The organism is Streptomyces griseoflavus (genome assembly GCF_014649995.1).
Classification (GTDB): domain Bacteria; phylum Actinomycetota; class Actinomycetes; order Streptomycetales; family Streptomycetaceae; genus Streptomyces; species Streptomyces griseoflavus.
Window position 1 is genome coordinate 112,834 of sequence record NZ_BMUC01000003.1, and the last position, 15,057, is coordinate 127,890.

A 15,057-nucleotide genomic window follows, 5' to 3' on the forward strand; every position below is an offset into this window, starting at 1 on the left:
GTCGGGACGGCCACTCCTGGGGCGGTCATCGGGGAGACAGGCCCCGGTGACGGGCTCCCGCGGGGGCCGGTGGGCCGGGCGGTCCCCCGGCGTGGCCCGGCCGGGGACGCCTCAGGTGATCTGCAGCACGTCCTTCACGGGGCGGCGCGGGGTCGCCGGGCCCCGGGGGCCGTAGCCGAGGCGCAGCACCATGTGCACCTGCCCGGTGCCCGACGCCGGGTCGCGGACCAGCGGGCGCAGCGCCCGGTCCTCCAGGGCGTGCGAGGTGAGGGACGTCGCCAGGTCGGCCAGGGTGGCCTCCAGCAGGACGCGTTCCAGTGCCTGTCCGGCCCGCAGCCAGTCGGCGGGGCCCTCGCCGCGCGTGCTGAGCAGGGCCAGCCGCGGGGTGTTCTCGAACGTGGTGGTGCCGCGGTCGGCGACCGTGCGGCGGCCCGCGAAGTCACGGACGGGGGCCCGGCCGTCCTGCTTGCGCGGCCCGAAAGCGTACTCGGGGACGCCGTCGACGGCGGTGTCCGCCTCCGCGCCCAGCCGGGTCCAGCGCAGCACGTCCTCGTTGGCGCCGGGGTCGGCGAGGTCCCGGCTCTCCGCGTCGTGGACCAGGTCGAGCACCGTCTCGGCGTGCCAGGCACCGGGGAAGAGCAGCGTGGCCCCCTCCAGGGCCGCGGCGTTCTCCAGGGCCGCCCGTACCTCGTCCGGGAGGTCGCTGTCGGCGAAGGGGTGACGGCTGGTGTGCCGCTGCCGGATCGCCGGGTACAGCCGGCTCAGCTCCGCGTCCGCGGGGCGGTGCGGGAGCGGGGCGGACAGCCGGACGGCGGCGAGCAGCAGGGGGTCCGCGGGGTCGGGCAGCAGGTCGGTGTCCGCGACGAGGTCCGCGTGAGCGGTGGCGACCCGCAGGTTGAACAGGGCGGCGCCGCAGCCGATGTGCAGCGCCCGGCCGTCGGGGTCGGAGTGGGGCATGGCCCGTTCGGGATCGGCGCGCAGCAGCAGGAGGTGGTCCGCGGCGCGGTAGTGGAAGCGCCACGGCTGGGCGTTGTGCATGGACGGTGCCGCGGTCGCCGCGGCGACCAGCGTGGTGACCGTCCTGTCGTCGAGCGGTCGCGAAGCCATGCTGTCCTCCTCACACCACGGTACCGGCGCCGGTACTCCGCCGGGTTCCCCCGTCCGTCTGCCGGAACCCGGGACGTCCGGGACCGGTGTACGGCCCGCCGGGCCGCTGTCAGCCCTCCACCGTCGCCAGGTCCACGCCGTACAGGGAGCGTCCGCCGACGAGTTCGCGGCCGGTGACGATGTCGGGCTCGATCCGGACGAAGACCTCGTGCCGTGCGGGCACCCAGGCAACCGGCCCGTCGCGGAACAGCCGCTCGCGTTCGCCGGGGTCGGTGACCACGGCGGCGGAGCCGGTGACGACCACGCTCCAGCCGGCCTGCCGGGCCGCGTCGACGTCGTCGGCCTCGAAGGCGACCACCGCGCGGTCGACCGCACGGGCCAGCGCGGAGCCCGCGGCGGTGCGCAGCAGCACGGCACCGTCGTGGTCGAGGACGAAGGTGACCGGCAGCACGGCCGGCATGGCCCGGCGCGTGTAGACGATGCGGCCGACGGGCACGGTGGCCATCAGCCGCAGGGCCTCCGTGCGCCCGAGTTCGCGGAAACCGTCTTGGGGGTACATCGCCAGTCCGTCCGTTCGTCTCCGTGCAGCGGTGCTGCGTGCCTCGGTCCTGCGGCGGGCCGGCCCCGGATGCGAGGACCGGCGGTCCCGCTCCCGGCGGCGAACGGCCCCGGGACCGCGTCCGCCGGGCGGCTCGAGGGCCGGCGAAGGGGTGGTCGCGTCCGGTTCGCGGCGGACTCCGGCGTGCTCACCGCGCCGCGTGCCGTTCACAGGTGCGGTACGACGGCCACCGGGCAGCCTGCCTGCTGGAGCAGGGCGTGGGTGACCGGGCCGGTACGCGGTGTCCTCGGCCGGCCGGCTTGCCGGTGGCCGACGACCAGCAGCTCCGCGGTGGACGCCGCCCGCAGCAGGGCGTCCGCCGGCTTGCCCCGCACCACCGTCTCCAGGACGTCGACGTCGGGGTACTTGTCGCGCCAGACGCGGAGCACCGCGGAGACAAAGCCCAGCCACTCCTCCGCCCGCTGGGGGTCGCCGGCCAGGCCGACCTCGCCGGGGCCCAGGGTGAGCGGGTCGGGGGCGCGCCAGGCGTGCAGCACCCGCAGCCGCGCCCGGCGCGAACGGGCCGACTCGAAGGCGAACCCGATCACCTCGTCGCTCGGTTCGGTGACGTCGAGGCCGAGGAGGACGTCGCGCCGTCCGGCGCCGGTCTCCCCGTCGGGGCCCGGCGGTGTCCCGGTGTCCGCCCGTACGAGAACGACGGGATGCGTGGCCTTGGCCACCACACCGAGGGCGACCGAGCCCATGAGGAATCCGGTGATCCGGCCCAGCCCGCGGGAGCCGAGCACCAGCGGGTCGGCGTCCCCGGCCGCCTTCACCAGGGCGTCGACGGCCGGTCCCTCGACCTGGCCGTCGCGCAGGCGCACTCCGGGGCTCGCGGCGAGGGCGTGCTCCTCGGCCTGCCGCAGCACCCGCTGGGCCAGGGTCCGGCGGGCCGCGCCCGCGATCAGTGCCTCACCGCGCGGGGTTCCCTCGCGCACGTGGAGCAGGTGGAGGGACCGGCCACGACGGGTGGCCTCGCGCGCCGCCCACGCGGTGGCGGCCAGGCTCTCGGACGAACCATCGACTCCGACGACAACGGGCGGCAGCATGACACGCACCTCCGGGACGAGATCTTCTTCCCCGCTTCCAGCATCTCCGCGGCGGCGTCGCCGGCCCAGGGCCCACAGGGTCGTCGCCTGGGGCCGTCAGACCCCATTCGGGCGGCCCTCCGGCGGTACGGACGGCCCTGAGGCGTACGCGTGTGCGAGCCCAACCCGCGCTCCGCGGGGGTGACTTGAGGCGGCGTACGGGGACAGGGTGCGGCCGGACCGCCTATGCTTCTACGCGTTTGTAGAACGAATGCCGCACGCCTCCCGGGCGGGCGGCACCGTCCTCATGGAACACACGTACGTTTAAGGAGCGGACGCCCTCATGGTGTTCAAACGACTGCTCGGCTCACTCGGCGTGGGCGGCCCCACCGTCGACACGGTCCTCACCCCGGGCCCCGTCCGGCCCGGCGGGGAACTGACCGGCCGGGTCCACCTCAAGGGCGGCGGCGCCGCCTTCGACATCGAGCACATCACGCTGGAACTGGTGGCACGGGTGGAGGCCGAGCACGAGGAGGGCGAGAGCGAGGGCGTCGTCGCCTTCGGCCGTTTCACCGTCGGTGGTGGTTTCCGGCTCGGCGAGGACGAGGAACGCGACGTGCCGTTCGGCGTGACGCTGCCGTGGGAGACACCGATCACCGAGCTGTACGGGCAGCCGCTCGGCATCGTGCTCGGCGTACGCACCGAACTGTCGGTGGCGGGCGCCCGGGACAAGGGCGACCTCGACCCGCTGACCGTCGGCGCGCTGCCCGTGCAGGAGGAGATCCTGGACGCGTTCGGCCGGCTGGGCTTCGGCTTCCGGTCGGCGGACCTGGAGTACGGGCACATCGGCGGGACGGGGCAGCAGCTGCCCTTCTACCAGGAGATCGAGATCACCCCGTCGCCCGAGTACGCGCACCGGCTGAACGAGATCGAGGTGACGTTCCTCGCGCACCCCGGCGGCATGGAGGTCGTCCTGGAGGCCGACAAGCGCGGCGGCCTGTTCTCCGGCGGCCACGACGCGCTCACCCGGTTCACCGTCGGCCACCACGACTCCCGCAACTGGAACAGCGAGGTCGACGGCTGGGTGCGCCGGCTGGTCGAGCGGGGCGGGTACGGCGAGCACGCCGGACACCACGGCGACCACGGCCACGGCGACCACCACCGTTCCGGTCCCGGCATGGGGACGGTCGTCGCGGCGGGCGCCGCCGGACTGGCCGTCGGTGTCGTCGGCGGCATGGTCGCGGCCGAGGTCGTCGACGAGGTCGGGGACTTCTTCGAGGGCGACGAGGAGGACTGACGGCGGCGGCCGGAGGTCCCCGGGGCGCTTACTTCTACACTAATGTAGAAGTAAGCCGTGCCCGGAGCCGCATGCTCCGGGCACCCCCGACACGTACGGAGTCCTCATGGCCCTGTGGGACCGCCTCAAGGATTCTGCGTCCCAGATGCAGACCCAGCTGACGGCTAGGAAGAACGACCTCAAGAGCGGCGCCTTCCGCGACGCGAGCATGGCGATGTGCGCCCTGGTGGCGGCCGCCGACGGCACGGTGGACCCGTCCGAGCGGCAGCGCGTGGCCCAGCTCATCGCCACCAACGAGGTGCTGCAGAACTTCCCCGCCGACGACCTGCGCCGCCGCTTCGAGGACAACCTCGGCAAGCTCACCGCCGACTTCGCCTTCGGCAAGGTGAGTGTCCTGCAGGAGATCGCCAAGGCGAAGAAGAAGCCCGCCGAGGCGCGGGCCGTCATCCAGATCGGCATCGTCATCGGCGGCGCCGACGGCGACTTCGACCAGGACGAGCGGGCCGTGGTCCGCGAGGCGTGCTACGCCCTCGACCTGCCGCCGCACGAGTTCGACCTCTGAGCGGAGCGGACCACGCGGCGGGCCGGCCCCGGCCCGCCGCGCCCGCACGCCCCCGCCGTCCGGGTCACAGGGGCGTGGCCGCGTACAGGATGAGCGCCATCGTCACGGCGGAGTTCGCCGACGACATCGCGGACATGACGGCTCCCGCGGCGGCGCCCCACGCCGCCAGCCCCACCACGGTGAACAGCGACGGCCAGCGCCGCACGGCCGGGGCGGGCCCGAGCAGGGCCGCCACCCGGCGCGGAACCGGGCCGGCCGCGGCCAGGCCCGCCAGGGTGGACACCGGAGTGCCCCGCGACACCAGGGCCGCCCTGCCGATCGCCTGCGCGACGGCCCGGCGGCTGCCGACCCGCTGCGCGGCGTCCTCGTCCGCCCACCGTTCGGCCGTGTAGGCCACCGCGGTCCGCAGCGGCCGCAGGAACGGATTGGCCCGCGCGGCCAGCTGGACCGCGAGGAGGTAACGGTGGTGCCGGCCCGCGAGATGGGCCCGCTCGTGCGCGAACAGCGCCCGGCGTTCGGCCGGCCGGAGCCGCTCCAGCAGCCCGGTGGTCACCACCACCCGGTCCCGTCGCCCGCCCGGCAGCGCGTACGCGTAGGGCACCCCGTCGGGGAGGACCGCCACCTCCGTCCCGCGCAGCCCGGCCAGCGCCCGGTGGGCACGGCGGCGCACCCGGCCGTGCCGCCACAGCGTCCGGCCGCACGCCACCACCACCGCGCACAGGGCGGGGATCGCGGCCTTGCCGACGATCTCGTCGTACGGGACGGCGGCACGCACCTCGGGGTCGGACCAGCCGTCGGGCAGGGGGTTGCCGGGCAGCTGGGCGGTGCCGACCACCATCACCAGCGCCAGGCACACGGTGCTGCACACCGCCATCACCGCGGCCACCCCGGTCAGCAGCCGGGTCGCGGTGCGCGGGTGCAGATGGTGCTCGGCGAGGCGCGCGATCGGCCATGCGGTCAGGGGCAGCACCAGCGGCAGAAAGACGAAGACCCCCATGACGGCTCAGTCTTCCCCGCCGCTCTCCGGCCGTTCCAGCAGTTCCCGCAGCAGGCGCTCGTCGGCCGGACCGAGGCCGGTGACGAAACTGGCCAGTACCGCCTGCCGGTCGCTCTCGGCGTCCAGCATCTTGCGCATCCGGTGGGCGGCCAGGCCCGCCTGGTCCGACGCGGGTGTCCACGCGAAGGACCGGCCCGCGCGCCGGCGGGTGACCGCGCCCTTGGCCAGCAGCCGGGTCAGGATGGTGACGACGGTCGTGTAGGCGAGGTCCGTGCCGAGGCGTTCCTGCACCCAGCCGGCCGTCGCCGGGCCGTCCGCCTCCCGCAGCGCCGACAGGACCATCGCCTCCAGCTCGCCCTGCCCCCGCCGCCGGGAACGCTGCCGCTCCTCCGCCACGCCCTGACTCCCTTCCGCCACCGCCGGTTCACCGGGCAGACATCGTATAGACGCCCTCCCGGTCTCCCCGCGCGGTCCACAGGGGCCCACTCCTAATCTACAGTGATGTAGATTCACGCCCCCGCCCCGGAGAAGGAGCAGGACACCATGTTCGGACTGAGCGAGCTGGCCGTCATCCTCGTCGTCGTCATCGCGGTCCTCGCGGTCAAGAAGGGTCCGGACCTCATCCGCTCGGCGGGCAAGTCGACGCGCATCCTCAAGGCGGAGAGCCGCGCGCTGCGGACGCCCGCACCCGGGGAGGCCGAGCGCCCCGGCGGCACACCCCCGCGGGACGGCAGGCCGTGACCCCACCGCGGTGACGCTCCTTCACGGCGGGGGCTGCGAGCCGCTCCGACGAGGACATGAGCGGGCCGGGAGGCGGGCAGGAGGTCACCGGCGGCGACTCGAACGGCCCGGGGCGGGCGCCGCCCCGGGTGACCTTCGGTGCCGCAAGGCCGATACTGCCCTTAGCAGGATCTCCCGCCCGTCGGCCGACCCTCTTAGGAGATACCCGTGAAGATGCTCATCAACGTACCGGAGACCGTGGTGGCGGACGCGCTGCGCGGAATGGCCGCGGCGCATCCCGAGCTGTCGGTGGACGTGGAGAACCGGGTGATCGTCCGCAAGGACGCCCCCGTGGCCGGGAAGGTGGGCCTGGTGTCCGGCGGAGGATCCGGGCACGAGCCCCTGCACGGCGGGTTCGTGGGTCCCGGGATGCTGTCGGCGGCCTGTCCGGGCGAGGTGTTCACCTCTCCCGTGCCCGACCAGATGGTGCGGGCCGCCGCGGCCGTGGACAGCGGCGCCGGTGTGCTGTTCATCGTGAAGAACTACACCGGTGACGTCCTCAACTTCGACATGGCCGCCGAGCTGGCCGAGGACGAGGGCATCCAGGTCGCGAAGGTGCTGGTCAACGACGACGTGGCGGTGACCGACAGCCTGTACACGGCCGGGCGCCGGGGCACCGGCGCGACGCTGTTCGTGGAGAAGATCGCGGGCGCGGCGGCCGAGGCGGGCATGCCGCTGGAGCGGGTGGAGGCCGTCGCCCGGCAGGTGAACGAGAACTCCCGCAGCTTCGGCGTGGCGCTGAGCGCCTGCACCACCCCGTCCAAGGGCACGCCGACCTTCGATCTGCCCGAGGGGGAGCTGGAGCTGGGCATCGGCATCCACGGCGAGCCGGGCCGGGAGCGGCGGCCGATGATGACGTCCGGTGAGATCGCCGGGGCCGCCGTCGACGCGATCCTCGCCGACATCACCCCGCGCAACCCGGTGCTGGTCCTGGTCAACGGCATGGGCGCCACCCCGCTGCTGGAGCTGTACGGCTTCAATGCCGAGGTGCAGCGTGTGCTGGGCGAGCGCGGGGTCCCCGTGGCTCGCGTCCTCGTCGGCAACTACGTCACCTCGCTCGACATGGCGGGCGCCTCGGTCAGCCTGTGCCAGATCGACGAGGAGCTGCTGCGGCTGTGGGACGCCCCCGTGCGCACTCCGGGGCTGCGCTGGGGCATGTGAGAGACGCCGGGTGACGGTTCAGGAGTACCTACCACGCGAGGAGTTCCCGTGCTCGACGCCGACTTCTTCCGCCGTTGGATGACGGCCGCCGCCGCGTCCGTCGACCGCGAGGCGGACCGTCTCACCGCCCTCGACTCGCCGATCGGGGACGCCGACCACGGCAGCAACATGCAGCGCGGATTCCGGGCGGTGCGCGACGCGCTGGACAAGGAGCCGCCCGCCACCCCGGGAGCGGTGCTGACCCAGGCAGGGCGTCTGCTCATCTCGACCGTGGGCGGTGCGTCGGGGCCGCTGTACGGGACGCTGCTGCGCCGCGCGGGCAAGACACTCGGCGACGCCGCCGAGGTGGACCGGCGGCAGCTGGCCGAGGCGCTGCGCGCGGGGACGGACGCGGTGATGCGGCTCGGCGGCGCGGCGCCGGGCGACAAGACGATGATCGACGCGCTGGTGCCCGCGGTGGACGCGCTCGGCGACTCCTTCGCCGCCGCCCGCGACGCGGCGGAGGAAGGGGCCGTCGCGACGACACCCCTGCAGGCCCGCAAGGGCAGGGCCAGCTATCTCGGTGAGCGCAGCATCGGTCACCAGGACCCGGGGGCCACGTCGTCGGCGCTGCTGTTCGCCGCGCTGCTCGACGCCTCGGACACGGAGGCGGGCCATGAGTGACGACACGCGGGTGGGGATCGTGCTGGTGTCGCACAGCGCGACGGTCGCCGAGTCGGTGGCGGAGCTGGCCAAGGGCCTGGCGGGCTCCGGCAGCACGGTCGCCGTGGCTCCGGCGGGCGGCTCGGAGAGCGGCGGCCTCGGCACCAGCGCCGAACTGATCTCGGCGGCGGCGGCGTCGGTCGACCGCGGGGCCGGGGTGGCGGTGCTCACCGATCTGGGCAGCGCGGTGCTCACCGTGAAGGCGCTGCTCGCCGAGGGGGACGAACTCCCCGAGGACACCCGGCTGGTGGACGCGCCGTTCGTCGAGGGCGCGGTGGCCGCGGTGGTCACGGCGTCCACGGGGGCGGACCTGGCCGCGGTGGAGGCGGCGGCCGCGGAGGCGTACACGTACCGCAAGGTGTGACGGCCGCGGTGGCGGCCGGCCCGCTCGGTCAGTCGCCGCCGTTCACGAACGCGCGGGCCAGCCGCTCCCCCTGGGCCGCCGCGGCCTCGCGGTCCTCCACGGGGGTCACCTCGCTGCCCTTGAACACGATGTAGGTGACACCCGAGGGGGTGCCGCCGCCGTGCGGGTCCGGGTCGATGCCGAGCGAGTCCGCCGCGGCGTAGGAGGCCTCGCCGATGATGTCCGAGGGACCGGTGTCGCCGACGACCGCGTAGCGCACCCGGTCGCGGTACACCAGGGCCGCGACCGACCCGCCGCGCACGCCGTGGGACCGGTAGTCCCAGACGGCGCCGGGGGCGGGCACCACGATGTAGGGCAGCTTCTCGGCGCTCAGCGGCCGGCCGTCGGACCGGGCGAAGGCGGTGGAGGCGGAGAAGTGGGGGTCGGTGCCGGCGTTGCAGCGGAGGCCGGGACGGCCGTCGCAGTCGATGTCCATGTCGGCCTTCCAGAACACGGCGTCGCGGGTGCCGCAGACCGGGACGGTGGCACGGGCGCCGTGGTCCTTGCGGTAGCGGCCGTGGGAGACGGGCGTGCAGGTGCGCACCTTGTCCAGCAGTTCGGCGGCGCTGACGGGGGCCGTGCCCCGCCCGGGGACCGGTGCGGCACGGCGCGCGACGGCGGGGTCGGTGCGCCGCGGGGGGCCGGGGTCCGTGTGCCGCGCGGCCGCGGGGTCGGCGCGCCGTGGGGAGTCGGGGTCGGTGCGCGCGACGGCGGGGCCGGCGCGCCGTGCGGCGAGCGGGGCGGTGAGCCGCACGGGGACGAGTTCCGGGCGCCCCGGGCTGACGGGCGACATCTGTCGTGGAGCGACCGGGTGCGCGCGCCGCGCCGCCTGTTCGGTGCGGGGCTGGGGCGTGGCGGCGGGGGGCGACGAGGGGGCCAGCAGGGCGACACCGGCCAGGATCAGGGTGAGCGGCGGGACACAGGACACGGTCAAGGGGCGGCCTCTCGTCGGGGACACTGACACACACTCGGGCACTTTGCCCGATTTCAACCGAGTGTGACGGTATGACAAGCCCGCCTGGGCCGGACGGCACACGATCGCACCGGCGACCGCGCGAGAGGCCGGAACGCGAGCCCGCCCCCGTCCGGGCCGTCCCGCCGCGGGCACCGGCGCCGGATCCCCTGATGCCGGCACCCCGGGCCCCGGGCCGAACTCGACCGCCGCGCGGGGCCCTTCGGGCCGCCGGGACGCCGAGCGCGCACGGCGCCCCGGCACACCACCCCTTCCGCCCTCTTGATGTGGCCGCGTCAGCGGCCTCATATTGGTACGGACCAATTTCGGGTCGTCCGTGTTCCCCCGAGGGAGGCAGAGTCGTGCGTGGCGTTCCCCCAGCCGTGTCCTCGCGTCGCCTGCTCGCGCTCTGCGGGGTCCTCCTGCTGGTCGCCTCCTGCCGGTGGGGCGGATCCGGGGAGGCGGCGAGCGAGCGGCTCCCCGCCGCGCCCACCGGCGTCACGGCCGAAGCCGGCAGCGCCACGGGTGTGCACGTCATGTGGAACGCCGTCACCGCCACCGACGCGAAGGTGAGCCGGTACGAGGTGTACCGGGGCGCCACCAAGGTCGAAGAGGTGCCCGGTTCCCGGCACATGGTGGACGTCACCGGACTCCGGCCCGCGACCGCCCATGTCCTCACGGTGCGGGCCCGGGACACGGACGGGCGGCTCGGGCCGCCCAGCCGGGAGGTACGGGTGACGACCCCCGCGGCGGCCCCGGCCGACGACTCCCCGCCCGGCCGTCCCGCCGGGACGCGTGGCCGGGCGGCCGGAAGCCGGGCGGCCCAGCTGTCGTGGTCCGCCTCCGCGGACGACCGGGGCGTGGTGTCGTACGACATCCACCAGGGCGACACGAAGATCCACAGTGTGGGTGGGAACCAGACGGCCGCCGTCGTCACGGGGCTGCGGCCGGGAACCCGCTACGCGTTCACCGTCCGGGCCAGGGACGCGGCCGGCAACGTCTCCCCGCCCGGCGCCGTCGTCCGCCTCACCACCACGGGCGGCGCGGACGGCGGCGCCGCGACCGCTCCCACCGACTTCCGCGCCGTCAGCGAGGAGACCGACGGCGCCCACTACCTCGCCCTGACCTGGACGCCCCCGCGCGTCGACGGGGTGATCACCGAGTACGAGGTGCGCCTGGACGGCCGCACCGCCACCTCGCTCGTCTACGGCGGCGACGCGCCACGCGACCGGGCGGCCTACCGCTTCTACCTGGGCCCGGAGGCGGGAGTCACCCACCGGGTGCGGGTCCGGGCGATGCTGCCCGACGGGACCTGGGGCGGCTTCTCGGCCGAGCGCACGGTGACGACCGGCGCCCCCTCCTGATCCCCCCTCGGCACGCCCGGCGGCCCGGCGTCACCTGCCCGGATGCGGCCGGAGTGCGCGGCGGCCCCGCTGCCCTTTGGCTGGCCTCGTGGCAGCACGGGCGCTCCCCGACCTCGGCGGCGCAAGGGATGTACCGCCGGCCGTGCCGCCGGGAGGCAGTCCCCATGCACATCTCGAAGCCACTGCTCCGCTCCGGGCCCACCGTGGCAGCCGCCGCCGCGCTCGCCCTGTCCCTGGCCGGACCGGCCGCCGCGGCCGGCATCTCGGTGAGCACCACCGGGTCGACGGTCTCGGTCAGCACCACCGCGTGCACCCAGGTCAACGGCCACTGGGGCACCGCGTCGCTGCTCGGCAGCGGCCAGACCAGCTTCTCGCAGGGCCGCCAGGTGGCGCTGACGGGAACGGCCGCGGGCCAGTCCGCCGCCTGGTCGAACGTCGGCGCGGGCACCTACACGGTGATCGTGGTGTGCTCCGACGGCAGTACCGCGGGCACCCAGGCCGTCGTCGTCTCCCCCGTGTCCAGCCCCTCGGCCACCCCCACCGCCTCGCCCACCCGCGGCGTGATGGGCGGCGTCGGCGGCGGCTCGGCGGACTACGGCACGGTCACCCTGGTGGCGGGCGGCGCGCTGGTCGGGACCGGCCTGCTCGCCACGGCCTGGTACCTGCGCCGCCGCGCCCGGCCGCGCCACCTCTAGGGCCGGCGCCGGCCGCCATCACGTCCGACGCGCTCCGGTCGGGCGGCCGGCGTCATCTCCTTTGGTGGCCGGGCGGTCACGCCGTCCGCGCGCCCGGCCACTCCCCCTCGTCCGGCTCCGGCAGACTCTCGAACTCCGAGAGCGCGTGGTCGAGCCACTGGGTCCAGAACGTCTCCAGGTCGATGCCGGCCCGCAGCACCAGATGCCTCAGCCGGTCCTGCGGCCCGTCCTTGCCGGGCGGGAAGTCGCGCCGCTCGATCTCCCGGTACTCCTCCAACTGCCGCCCGTGCAACTCGCGGTGGCGCCGCAGATCGGCGTGGAGCCCTTCCGTGCCGACCACGGCCGCCGCCCTCAGCCGCAGCAGCGTCACATCCCTCATCGGCTTGGGGTCCTGGGACGCGGCGGTCCAGCGGGCCAGTTCGTCCCGGCCCGCCCGCAGCACCTCGTACGCCTTCTTCTGCCCGCGGGCCGGGTGCTCGGAGGGCAGGGCCCGGATGAGGCCCCCGGCCTCGAGTCTCCCCAGCTCACGGTAGATCTGCTGGTGGGTCGCGGACCAGAAGTAGCCGATCGACCTGTCGAACCGGCGGGTCAGCTCCAGCCCCGACGACGGCTTCTCGAGCAGGGCGGTGAGGATCGCGTGCGGGAGTGACATGCGCTCATCCTAGGAACGGGGCCCGGCCCTAGAGGGCCGCCGCCAGCTCCGTGCCCTGCTTGATGGCACGCTTGGCGTCCAGTTCGGCGGCCACGTCGGCACCGCCGATCAGGTGGACGGGGCGCCCGGCGGCGAGGAGCATGTCGTACAGGTCTCGGCGCGGCTCCTGCCCCGTGCACAGGACGACCGTGTCGACCTCCAGTACGGTGCTCTGGCCGTCGACGGTGACGTGCAGCCCGGCGTCGTCGATGCGGTCGTAGCGCACGCCCGGGACCATGGTGACCCCGCGGTGCCTGAGTTCGGTGCGGTGGATCCAGCCGGTGGTCTTGCCGAGTCCGGCGCCGACCTTGGAGGTCTTGCGCTGCAACAGGTGGACGGTGCGCGGCGGGGCGGGCCGCTCGGGCACGGCGAGGCCGCCGGGGGCACGGTAGTCCAGGTCGACGCCCCACTGCCGGAAGTACGTCTCGGGGTCCTCGTGCGCCTTGTCGCCGCCGTCGGTCAGGAACTCGGCGACGTCGAAGCCGATGCCGCCCGCGCCGAGGATCGCGACCCGGTCGCCGACGGGGGCCCCGTCGCGCAGCACGTCGAGGTAGCCGAGCACGCTCGGGTGGTCGACACCCGGGATGTCGGGGACGCGCGGGGTGACACCGGTGGCGACGACGATCTCGTCGTGCCCGGCCACGTCGTCGGCGGTGACGCGGGTCTCCAGCCGTACGTCGACGGCCAGTTCGGCGAGGCGGGTGCGGAAGTAGCGCAGCGTCTCGTCGAATTCCTGCTTGCCGGGGACCCTGCGCGCCACGTTGAGCTGCCCGCCGATCTCGCTCGCGGCGTCGAACAGGGTGACGTCGTGGCCGCGTTCGGCCGCGCTCACCGCGCAGGCCAGGCCGGCCGGGCCGGCGCCGACGACGGCGATCCGCTTGCGGCGGCGGGTCGGGGAGAGGACCAGCTCGGTCTCGTGGCAGGCGCGCGGGTTGACCAGGCAGGAGGTGATCTGTCCGCTGAAGGTGTGGTCGAGGCAGGCCTGGTTGCAGCCGATGCAGGTGTTGATCGCCTCGGAGCGGCCGTCGGCGGCCTTGGCGACGAAGTCGGGGTCGGCGAGCATGGGGCGGGCCATCGAGACCATGTCCGCCGTGCCCTCGGCGAGCAACTGCTCGGCGAGCTCGGGGGTGTTGATGCGGTTCGTGGTGACGAGCGGGACCGAGACCTCGCCCATGAGCCGCTTGGTCACCCAGGTGTAGGCGCCGCGCGGCACGGAGGTGGCGATGGTGGGGATGCGGGCCTCGTGCCAGCCGATGCCGGTGTTGATGAGGGTGGCGCCGGCCTCCTCGACGGCCTTGGCGAGGGTGATCACCTCGTCCAGGGTGGAGCCGCCGGGGACCAGGTCGAGCATGGAGAGCCGGTAGATGACGATGAAGTCCTCGCCGACCGCCTCGCGCACCCGGCGGACGATCTCGACGGGGAAGCGCATCCGGTTCTCGTAGGAGCCGCCCCAGCGGTCGGTGCGGTGGTTGGTCTGCCGGGCGATGAACTCGTTGATCAGGTAGCCCTCGGAGCCCATGATCTCGACGCCGTCGTAGCCGGCCTGCCGGGCGAGGCGGGCGGCGCGGGCGTAGTCGTCGACGGTGCGCTCGACCTCGTCGTCGGTGAGTTCGCGGGGCGCGAAGGGGCTGATCGGAGCCTGGAGGGAGCTGGGGGCGACCAGGTCGCGGTGGTAGGCGTAGCGGCCGAAGTGCAGGATCTGCATCGCGATGCGCCCGCCCTCGCGGTGCACCGCCTCGGTGACCTCCCGGTGCCGCTCGGCCTCGGCGTCGGTGGTGAGCTTGGCGCCGCCCTCGTAGGGCCGTCCCTCGTCGTTGGGGGCGATGCCGCCGGTGACGATGAGGCCCACTCCCCCGCGGGCGCGGGCGGCGTAGAACTCGGCCATGCGGGAGAAGCCGCCCTCGGCCTCCTCCAGGCCGACGTGCATGGAGCCCATGAGGACCCGGTTGGGCAGGGTGGTGAAGCCCAGGTCGAGGGGGGTCAGCAGGTGGGGGTAACGGCTCATCGGGCCCTCCGTGCGCGGTGTCGTGCCTGTAGTTGTAAGGCACGCGCACCCGCTTATGCAACTAGTTGCATAAAGGTGACGGAGGGCACAGCGGGCACGGGTTTCCCCGCGAGCAGGAGGTGCTCGCGGGGAAACCCGTGCCCGAGGTGCTTCAGGACCGGGCCTGCGGGCGTCGCGTCCGGAGCCCCGCGTAACCGGAATCGACGGACGCCCCGCCTGGCGGTCCGGTCGACGGGTCCCGGCCCCGCGGGCATGCGCCGCATGCCGGCGGGCGCGGGCCGGGACACGCACCGTGCGGCGTCACCTGCTTTCGAGGCGGACGTGCAGCTCCCGCTCCTGGTCGCCGGAGACCGTGGTGAGATCGCGCACGGTGAACAGCGAGTCGAGGGTGGTGCGGAACCGGTCGACAGCCCAGTAGCCGCCGTGCACGTCGGCGTCGACCGAAGAGGTCAGCCGCGTGGGGCGGGCGCCCTCGTGCGCGTCGGCGACGTCGAACGTGCCCAGCCACACCGTGGGCCGGGTCCGGTGGAGTTCCTCGGGCACGTCGTCGGAGCACCGGTCGGACGCGAAGCACGCGCACAGCGCGTCGAAGACGATCCGGGCGTCGTCCTTGCTGCACCCGCTGATCTCGACCGAGACGGACTCCGGGTGCGGTTGCCGGCTTTCCATCGTGATCGCTCCTCTCGTGGGTCACGCCGTCCCCACCCCCCACTCA

At 74.6% G+C, this 15,057-nt stretch carries 17 protein-coding genes; 8 read left to right on the forward strand and 9 right to left on the reverse strand.

Going from position 1 to position 15,057, the window contains the following annotated elements:
• Positions 1–111: 111 nt before the first annotated feature.
• The 3 genes from IE172_RS09155 to IE172_RS09165 form a co-directional block, all read right to left on the reverse strand.
• Positions 112–1,107, reverse strand: a complete 996-nt coding sequence (locus IE172_RS09155) for an Acg family FMN-binding oxidoreductase (protein WP_190096620.1) — start codon at positions 1,105–1,107, stop codon at positions 112–114.
• 109 nt (positions 1,108–1,216) lie between these two features.
• Positions 1,217–1,666: a pyridoxamine 5'-phosphate oxidase family protein gene (locus IE172_RS09160; RefSeq protein WP_190096621.1), complete on the reverse strand. Its 450-nt coding sequence runs from the start codon at positions 1,664–1,666 to the stop codon at positions 1,217–1,219.
• 206 nt (positions 1,667–1,872) lie between these two features.
• Positions 1,873–2,754 (reverse strand): universal stress protein, encoded by an 882-nt coding sequence (locus IE172_RS09165; protein ID WP_190096622.1) that lies wholly within the window; start codon positions 2,752–2,754, stop codon positions 1,873–1,875.
• A gap of 322 nt (positions 2,755–3,076) precedes the next feature.
• On the opposite strand from IE172_RS09165, the gene IE172_RS09170 reads away from it, so the two are divergent.
• Together IE172_RS09170 and IE172_RS09175 are read left to right on the forward strand one after the other, a co-directional pair.
• The gene (locus IE172_RS09170) at positions 3,077–4,030 is read left to right on the forward strand and encodes a sporulation protein (RefSeq protein WP_190096623.1); all 954 of its coding nucleotides are present in this window, start codon (positions 3,077–3,079) and stop codon (positions 4,028–4,030) included.
• Between the two features lie 106 nt (positions 4,031–4,136).
• Positions 4,137–4,592, forward strand: a complete 456-nt coding sequence (locus tag IE172_RS09175) for a tellurite resistance TerB family protein (RefSeq protein WP_190096624.1) — start codon at positions 4,137–4,139, stop codon at positions 4,590–4,592.
• A 64-nt stretch (positions 4,593–4,656) separates the two neighbouring features.
• Here IE172_RS09175 and IE172_RS09180 read toward each other — a convergent pair whose 3' ends face one another.
• Together IE172_RS09180 and IE172_RS09185 are read right to left on the reverse strand one after the other, a co-directional pair.
• Positions 4,657–5,589 (reverse strand): M56 family metallopeptidase, encoded by a 933-nt coding sequence (locus IE172_RS09180; RefSeq protein ID WP_190096625.1) that lies wholly within the window; start codon positions 5,587–5,589, stop codon positions 4,657–4,659.
• 6 nt (positions 5,590–5,595) lie between these two features.
• Positions 5,596–5,985 (reverse strand): BlaI/MecI/CopY family transcriptional regulator, encoded by a 390-nt coding sequence (locus IE172_RS09185; RefSeq protein ID WP_190096626.1) that lies wholly within the window; start codon positions 5,983–5,985, stop codon positions 5,596–5,598.
• Positions 5,986–6,132: 147 nt separating this feature from the next.
• Here IE172_RS09185 and IE172_RS09190 point away from each other — a divergent pair, with 147 nt between their 5' ends.
• From IE172_RS09190 to IE172_RS09205, 4 genes are all read left to right on the forward strand, one after another.
• The gene (locus tag IE172_RS09190) at positions 6,133–6,330 is read left to right on the forward strand and encodes a twin-arginine translocase TatA/TatE family subunit (protein ID WP_190096627.1); all 198 of its coding nucleotides are present in this window, start codon (positions 6,133–6,135) and stop codon (positions 6,328–6,330) included.
• 207 nt (positions 6,331–6,537) lie between these two features.
• Positions 6,538–7,530: a dihydroxyacetone kinase subunit DhaK gene (dhaK, locus tag IE172_RS09195; protein WP_190096628.1), complete on the forward strand. Its 993-nt coding sequence runs from the start codon at positions 6,538–6,540 to the stop codon at positions 7,528–7,530.
• Between the two features lie 48 nt (positions 7,531–7,578).
• On the forward strand, positions 7,579–8,193 hold the full coding sequence (gene dhaL, locus IE172_RS09200) for a dihydroxyacetone kinase subunit DhaL (RefSeq protein ID WP_190096629.1): 615 nt from the start codon (positions 7,579–7,581) through the stop codon (positions 8,191–8,193).
• A complete protein-coding gene (locus IE172_RS09205; protein WP_190096630.1) occupies positions 8,186–8,596 on the forward strand; it encodes a PTS-dependent dihydroxyacetone kinase phosphotransferase subunit DhaM in 411 nt (136 codons plus the stop codon). The genes dhaL and IE172_RS09205 overlap by 8 nt, the downstream gene beginning before the upstream one ends.
• A gap of 28 nt (positions 8,597–8,624) precedes the next feature.
• Here IE172_RS09205 and IE172_RS09210 read toward each other — a convergent pair whose 3' ends face one another.
• A complete protein-coding gene (locus tag IE172_RS09210; protein WP_229885938.1) occupies positions 8,625–9,563 on the reverse strand; it encodes a glycoside hydrolase family 75 protein in 939 nt (312 codons plus the stop codon).
• Between the two features lie 386 nt (positions 9,564–9,949).
• Here IE172_RS09210 and IE172_RS09215 point away from each other — a divergent pair, with 386 nt between their 5' ends.
• Both IE172_RS09215 and IE172_RS09220 read left to right on the forward strand, forming a co-directional pair.
• A complete protein-coding gene (locus IE172_RS09215) occupies positions 9,950–10,951 on the forward strand; it encodes a fibronectin type III domain-containing protein (RefSeq protein ID WP_403379561.1) in 1,002 nt (333 codons plus the stop codon).
• A 164-nt stretch (positions 10,952–11,115) separates the two neighbouring features.
• Positions 11,116–11,646: a hypothetical protein gene (locus tag IE172_RS09220; protein ID WP_190096632.1), complete on the forward strand. Its 531-nt coding sequence runs from the start codon at positions 11,116–11,118 to the stop codon at positions 11,644–11,646.
• Positions 11,647–11,722: 76 nt separating this feature from the next.
• Here IE172_RS09220 and IE172_RS09225 read toward each other — a convergent pair whose 3' ends face one another.
• From IE172_RS09225 to IE172_RS09235, 3 genes are all read right to left on the reverse strand, one after another.
• Positions 11,723–12,298: a PadR family transcriptional regulator gene (locus IE172_RS09225; protein WP_190096633.1), complete on the reverse strand. Its 576-nt coding sequence runs from the start codon at positions 12,296–12,298 to the stop codon at positions 11,723–11,725.
• 28 nt (positions 12,299–12,326) lie between these two features.
• Positions 12,327–14,342 (reverse strand): NADPH-dependent 2,4-dienoyl-CoA reductase, encoded by a 2,016-nt coding sequence (locus tag IE172_RS09230; protein WP_190096634.1) that lies wholly within the window; start codon positions 14,340–14,342, stop codon positions 12,327–12,329.
• A 300-nt stretch (positions 14,343–14,642) separates the two neighbouring features.
• Positions 14,643–15,011 (reverse strand): hypothetical protein, encoded by a 369-nt coding sequence (locus tag IE172_RS09235; protein ID WP_190096635.1) that lies wholly within the window; start codon positions 15,009–15,011, stop codon positions 14,643–14,645.
• Between the last annotated feature and the right edge of the window lie 46 nt (positions 15,012–15,057).

What these genes read in the sequence shown, in the direction of transcription:
- IE172_RS09180 (WP_190096625.1), bottom strand. Translation starts at nt 5,589, where the DNA reads ATGGGGGTCTTCGTCTTTCTGCCGCTGGTGCTGCCCCTGACCGCATGG.
- IE172_RS09170 (WP_190096623.1), top strand. Translation starts at nt 3,077, where the DNA reads ATGGTGTTCAAACGACTGCTCGGCTCACTCGGCGTGGGCGGCCCCACC.
- IE172_RS09230 (WP_190096634.1), bottom strand. Translation starts at nt 14,342, where the DNA reads ATGAGCCGTTACCCCCACCTGCTGACCCCCCTCGACCTGGGCTTCACC.
- IE172_RS09235 (WP_190096635.1), bottom strand. Translation starts at nt 15,011, where the DNA reads ATGGAAAGCCGGCAACCGCACCCGGAGTCCGTCTCGGTCGAGATCAGC.
- IE172_RS09155 (WP_190096620.1), bottom strand. Translation starts at nt 1,107, where the DNA reads ATGGCTTCGCGACCGCTCGACGACAGGACGGTCACCACGCTGGTCGCC.
- IE172_RS09165 (WP_190096622.1), bottom strand. Translation starts at nt 2,754, where the DNA reads ATGCTGCCGCCCGTTGTCGTCGGAGTCGATGGTTCGTCCGAGAGCCTG.
- IE172_RS09220 (WP_190096632.1), top strand. Translation starts at nt 11,116, where the DNA reads ATGCACATCTCGAAGCCACTGCTCCGCTCCGGGCCCACCGTGGCAGCC.
- IE172_RS09160 (WP_190096621.1), bottom strand. Translation starts at nt 1,666, where the DNA reads ATGTACCCCCAAGACGGTTTCCGCGAACTCGGGCGCACGGAGGCCCTG.
- IE172_RS09175 (WP_190096624.1), top strand. Translation starts at nt 4,137, where the DNA reads ATGGCCCTGTGGGACCGCCTCAAGGATTCTGCGTCCCAGATGCAGACC.
- IE172_RS09190 (WP_190096627.1), top strand. Translation starts at nt 6,133, where the DNA reads ATGTTCGGACTGAGCGAGCTGGCCGTCATCCTCGTCGTCGTCATCGCG.
- IE172_RS09225 (WP_190096633.1), bottom strand. Translation starts at nt 12,298, where the DNA reads ATGTCACTCCCGCACGCGATCCTCACCGCCCTGCTCGAGAAGCCGTCG.
- IE172_RS09205 (WP_190096630.1), top strand. Translation starts at nt 8,186, where the DNA reads ATGAGTGACGACACGCGGGTGGGGATCGTGCTGGTGTCGCACAGCGCG.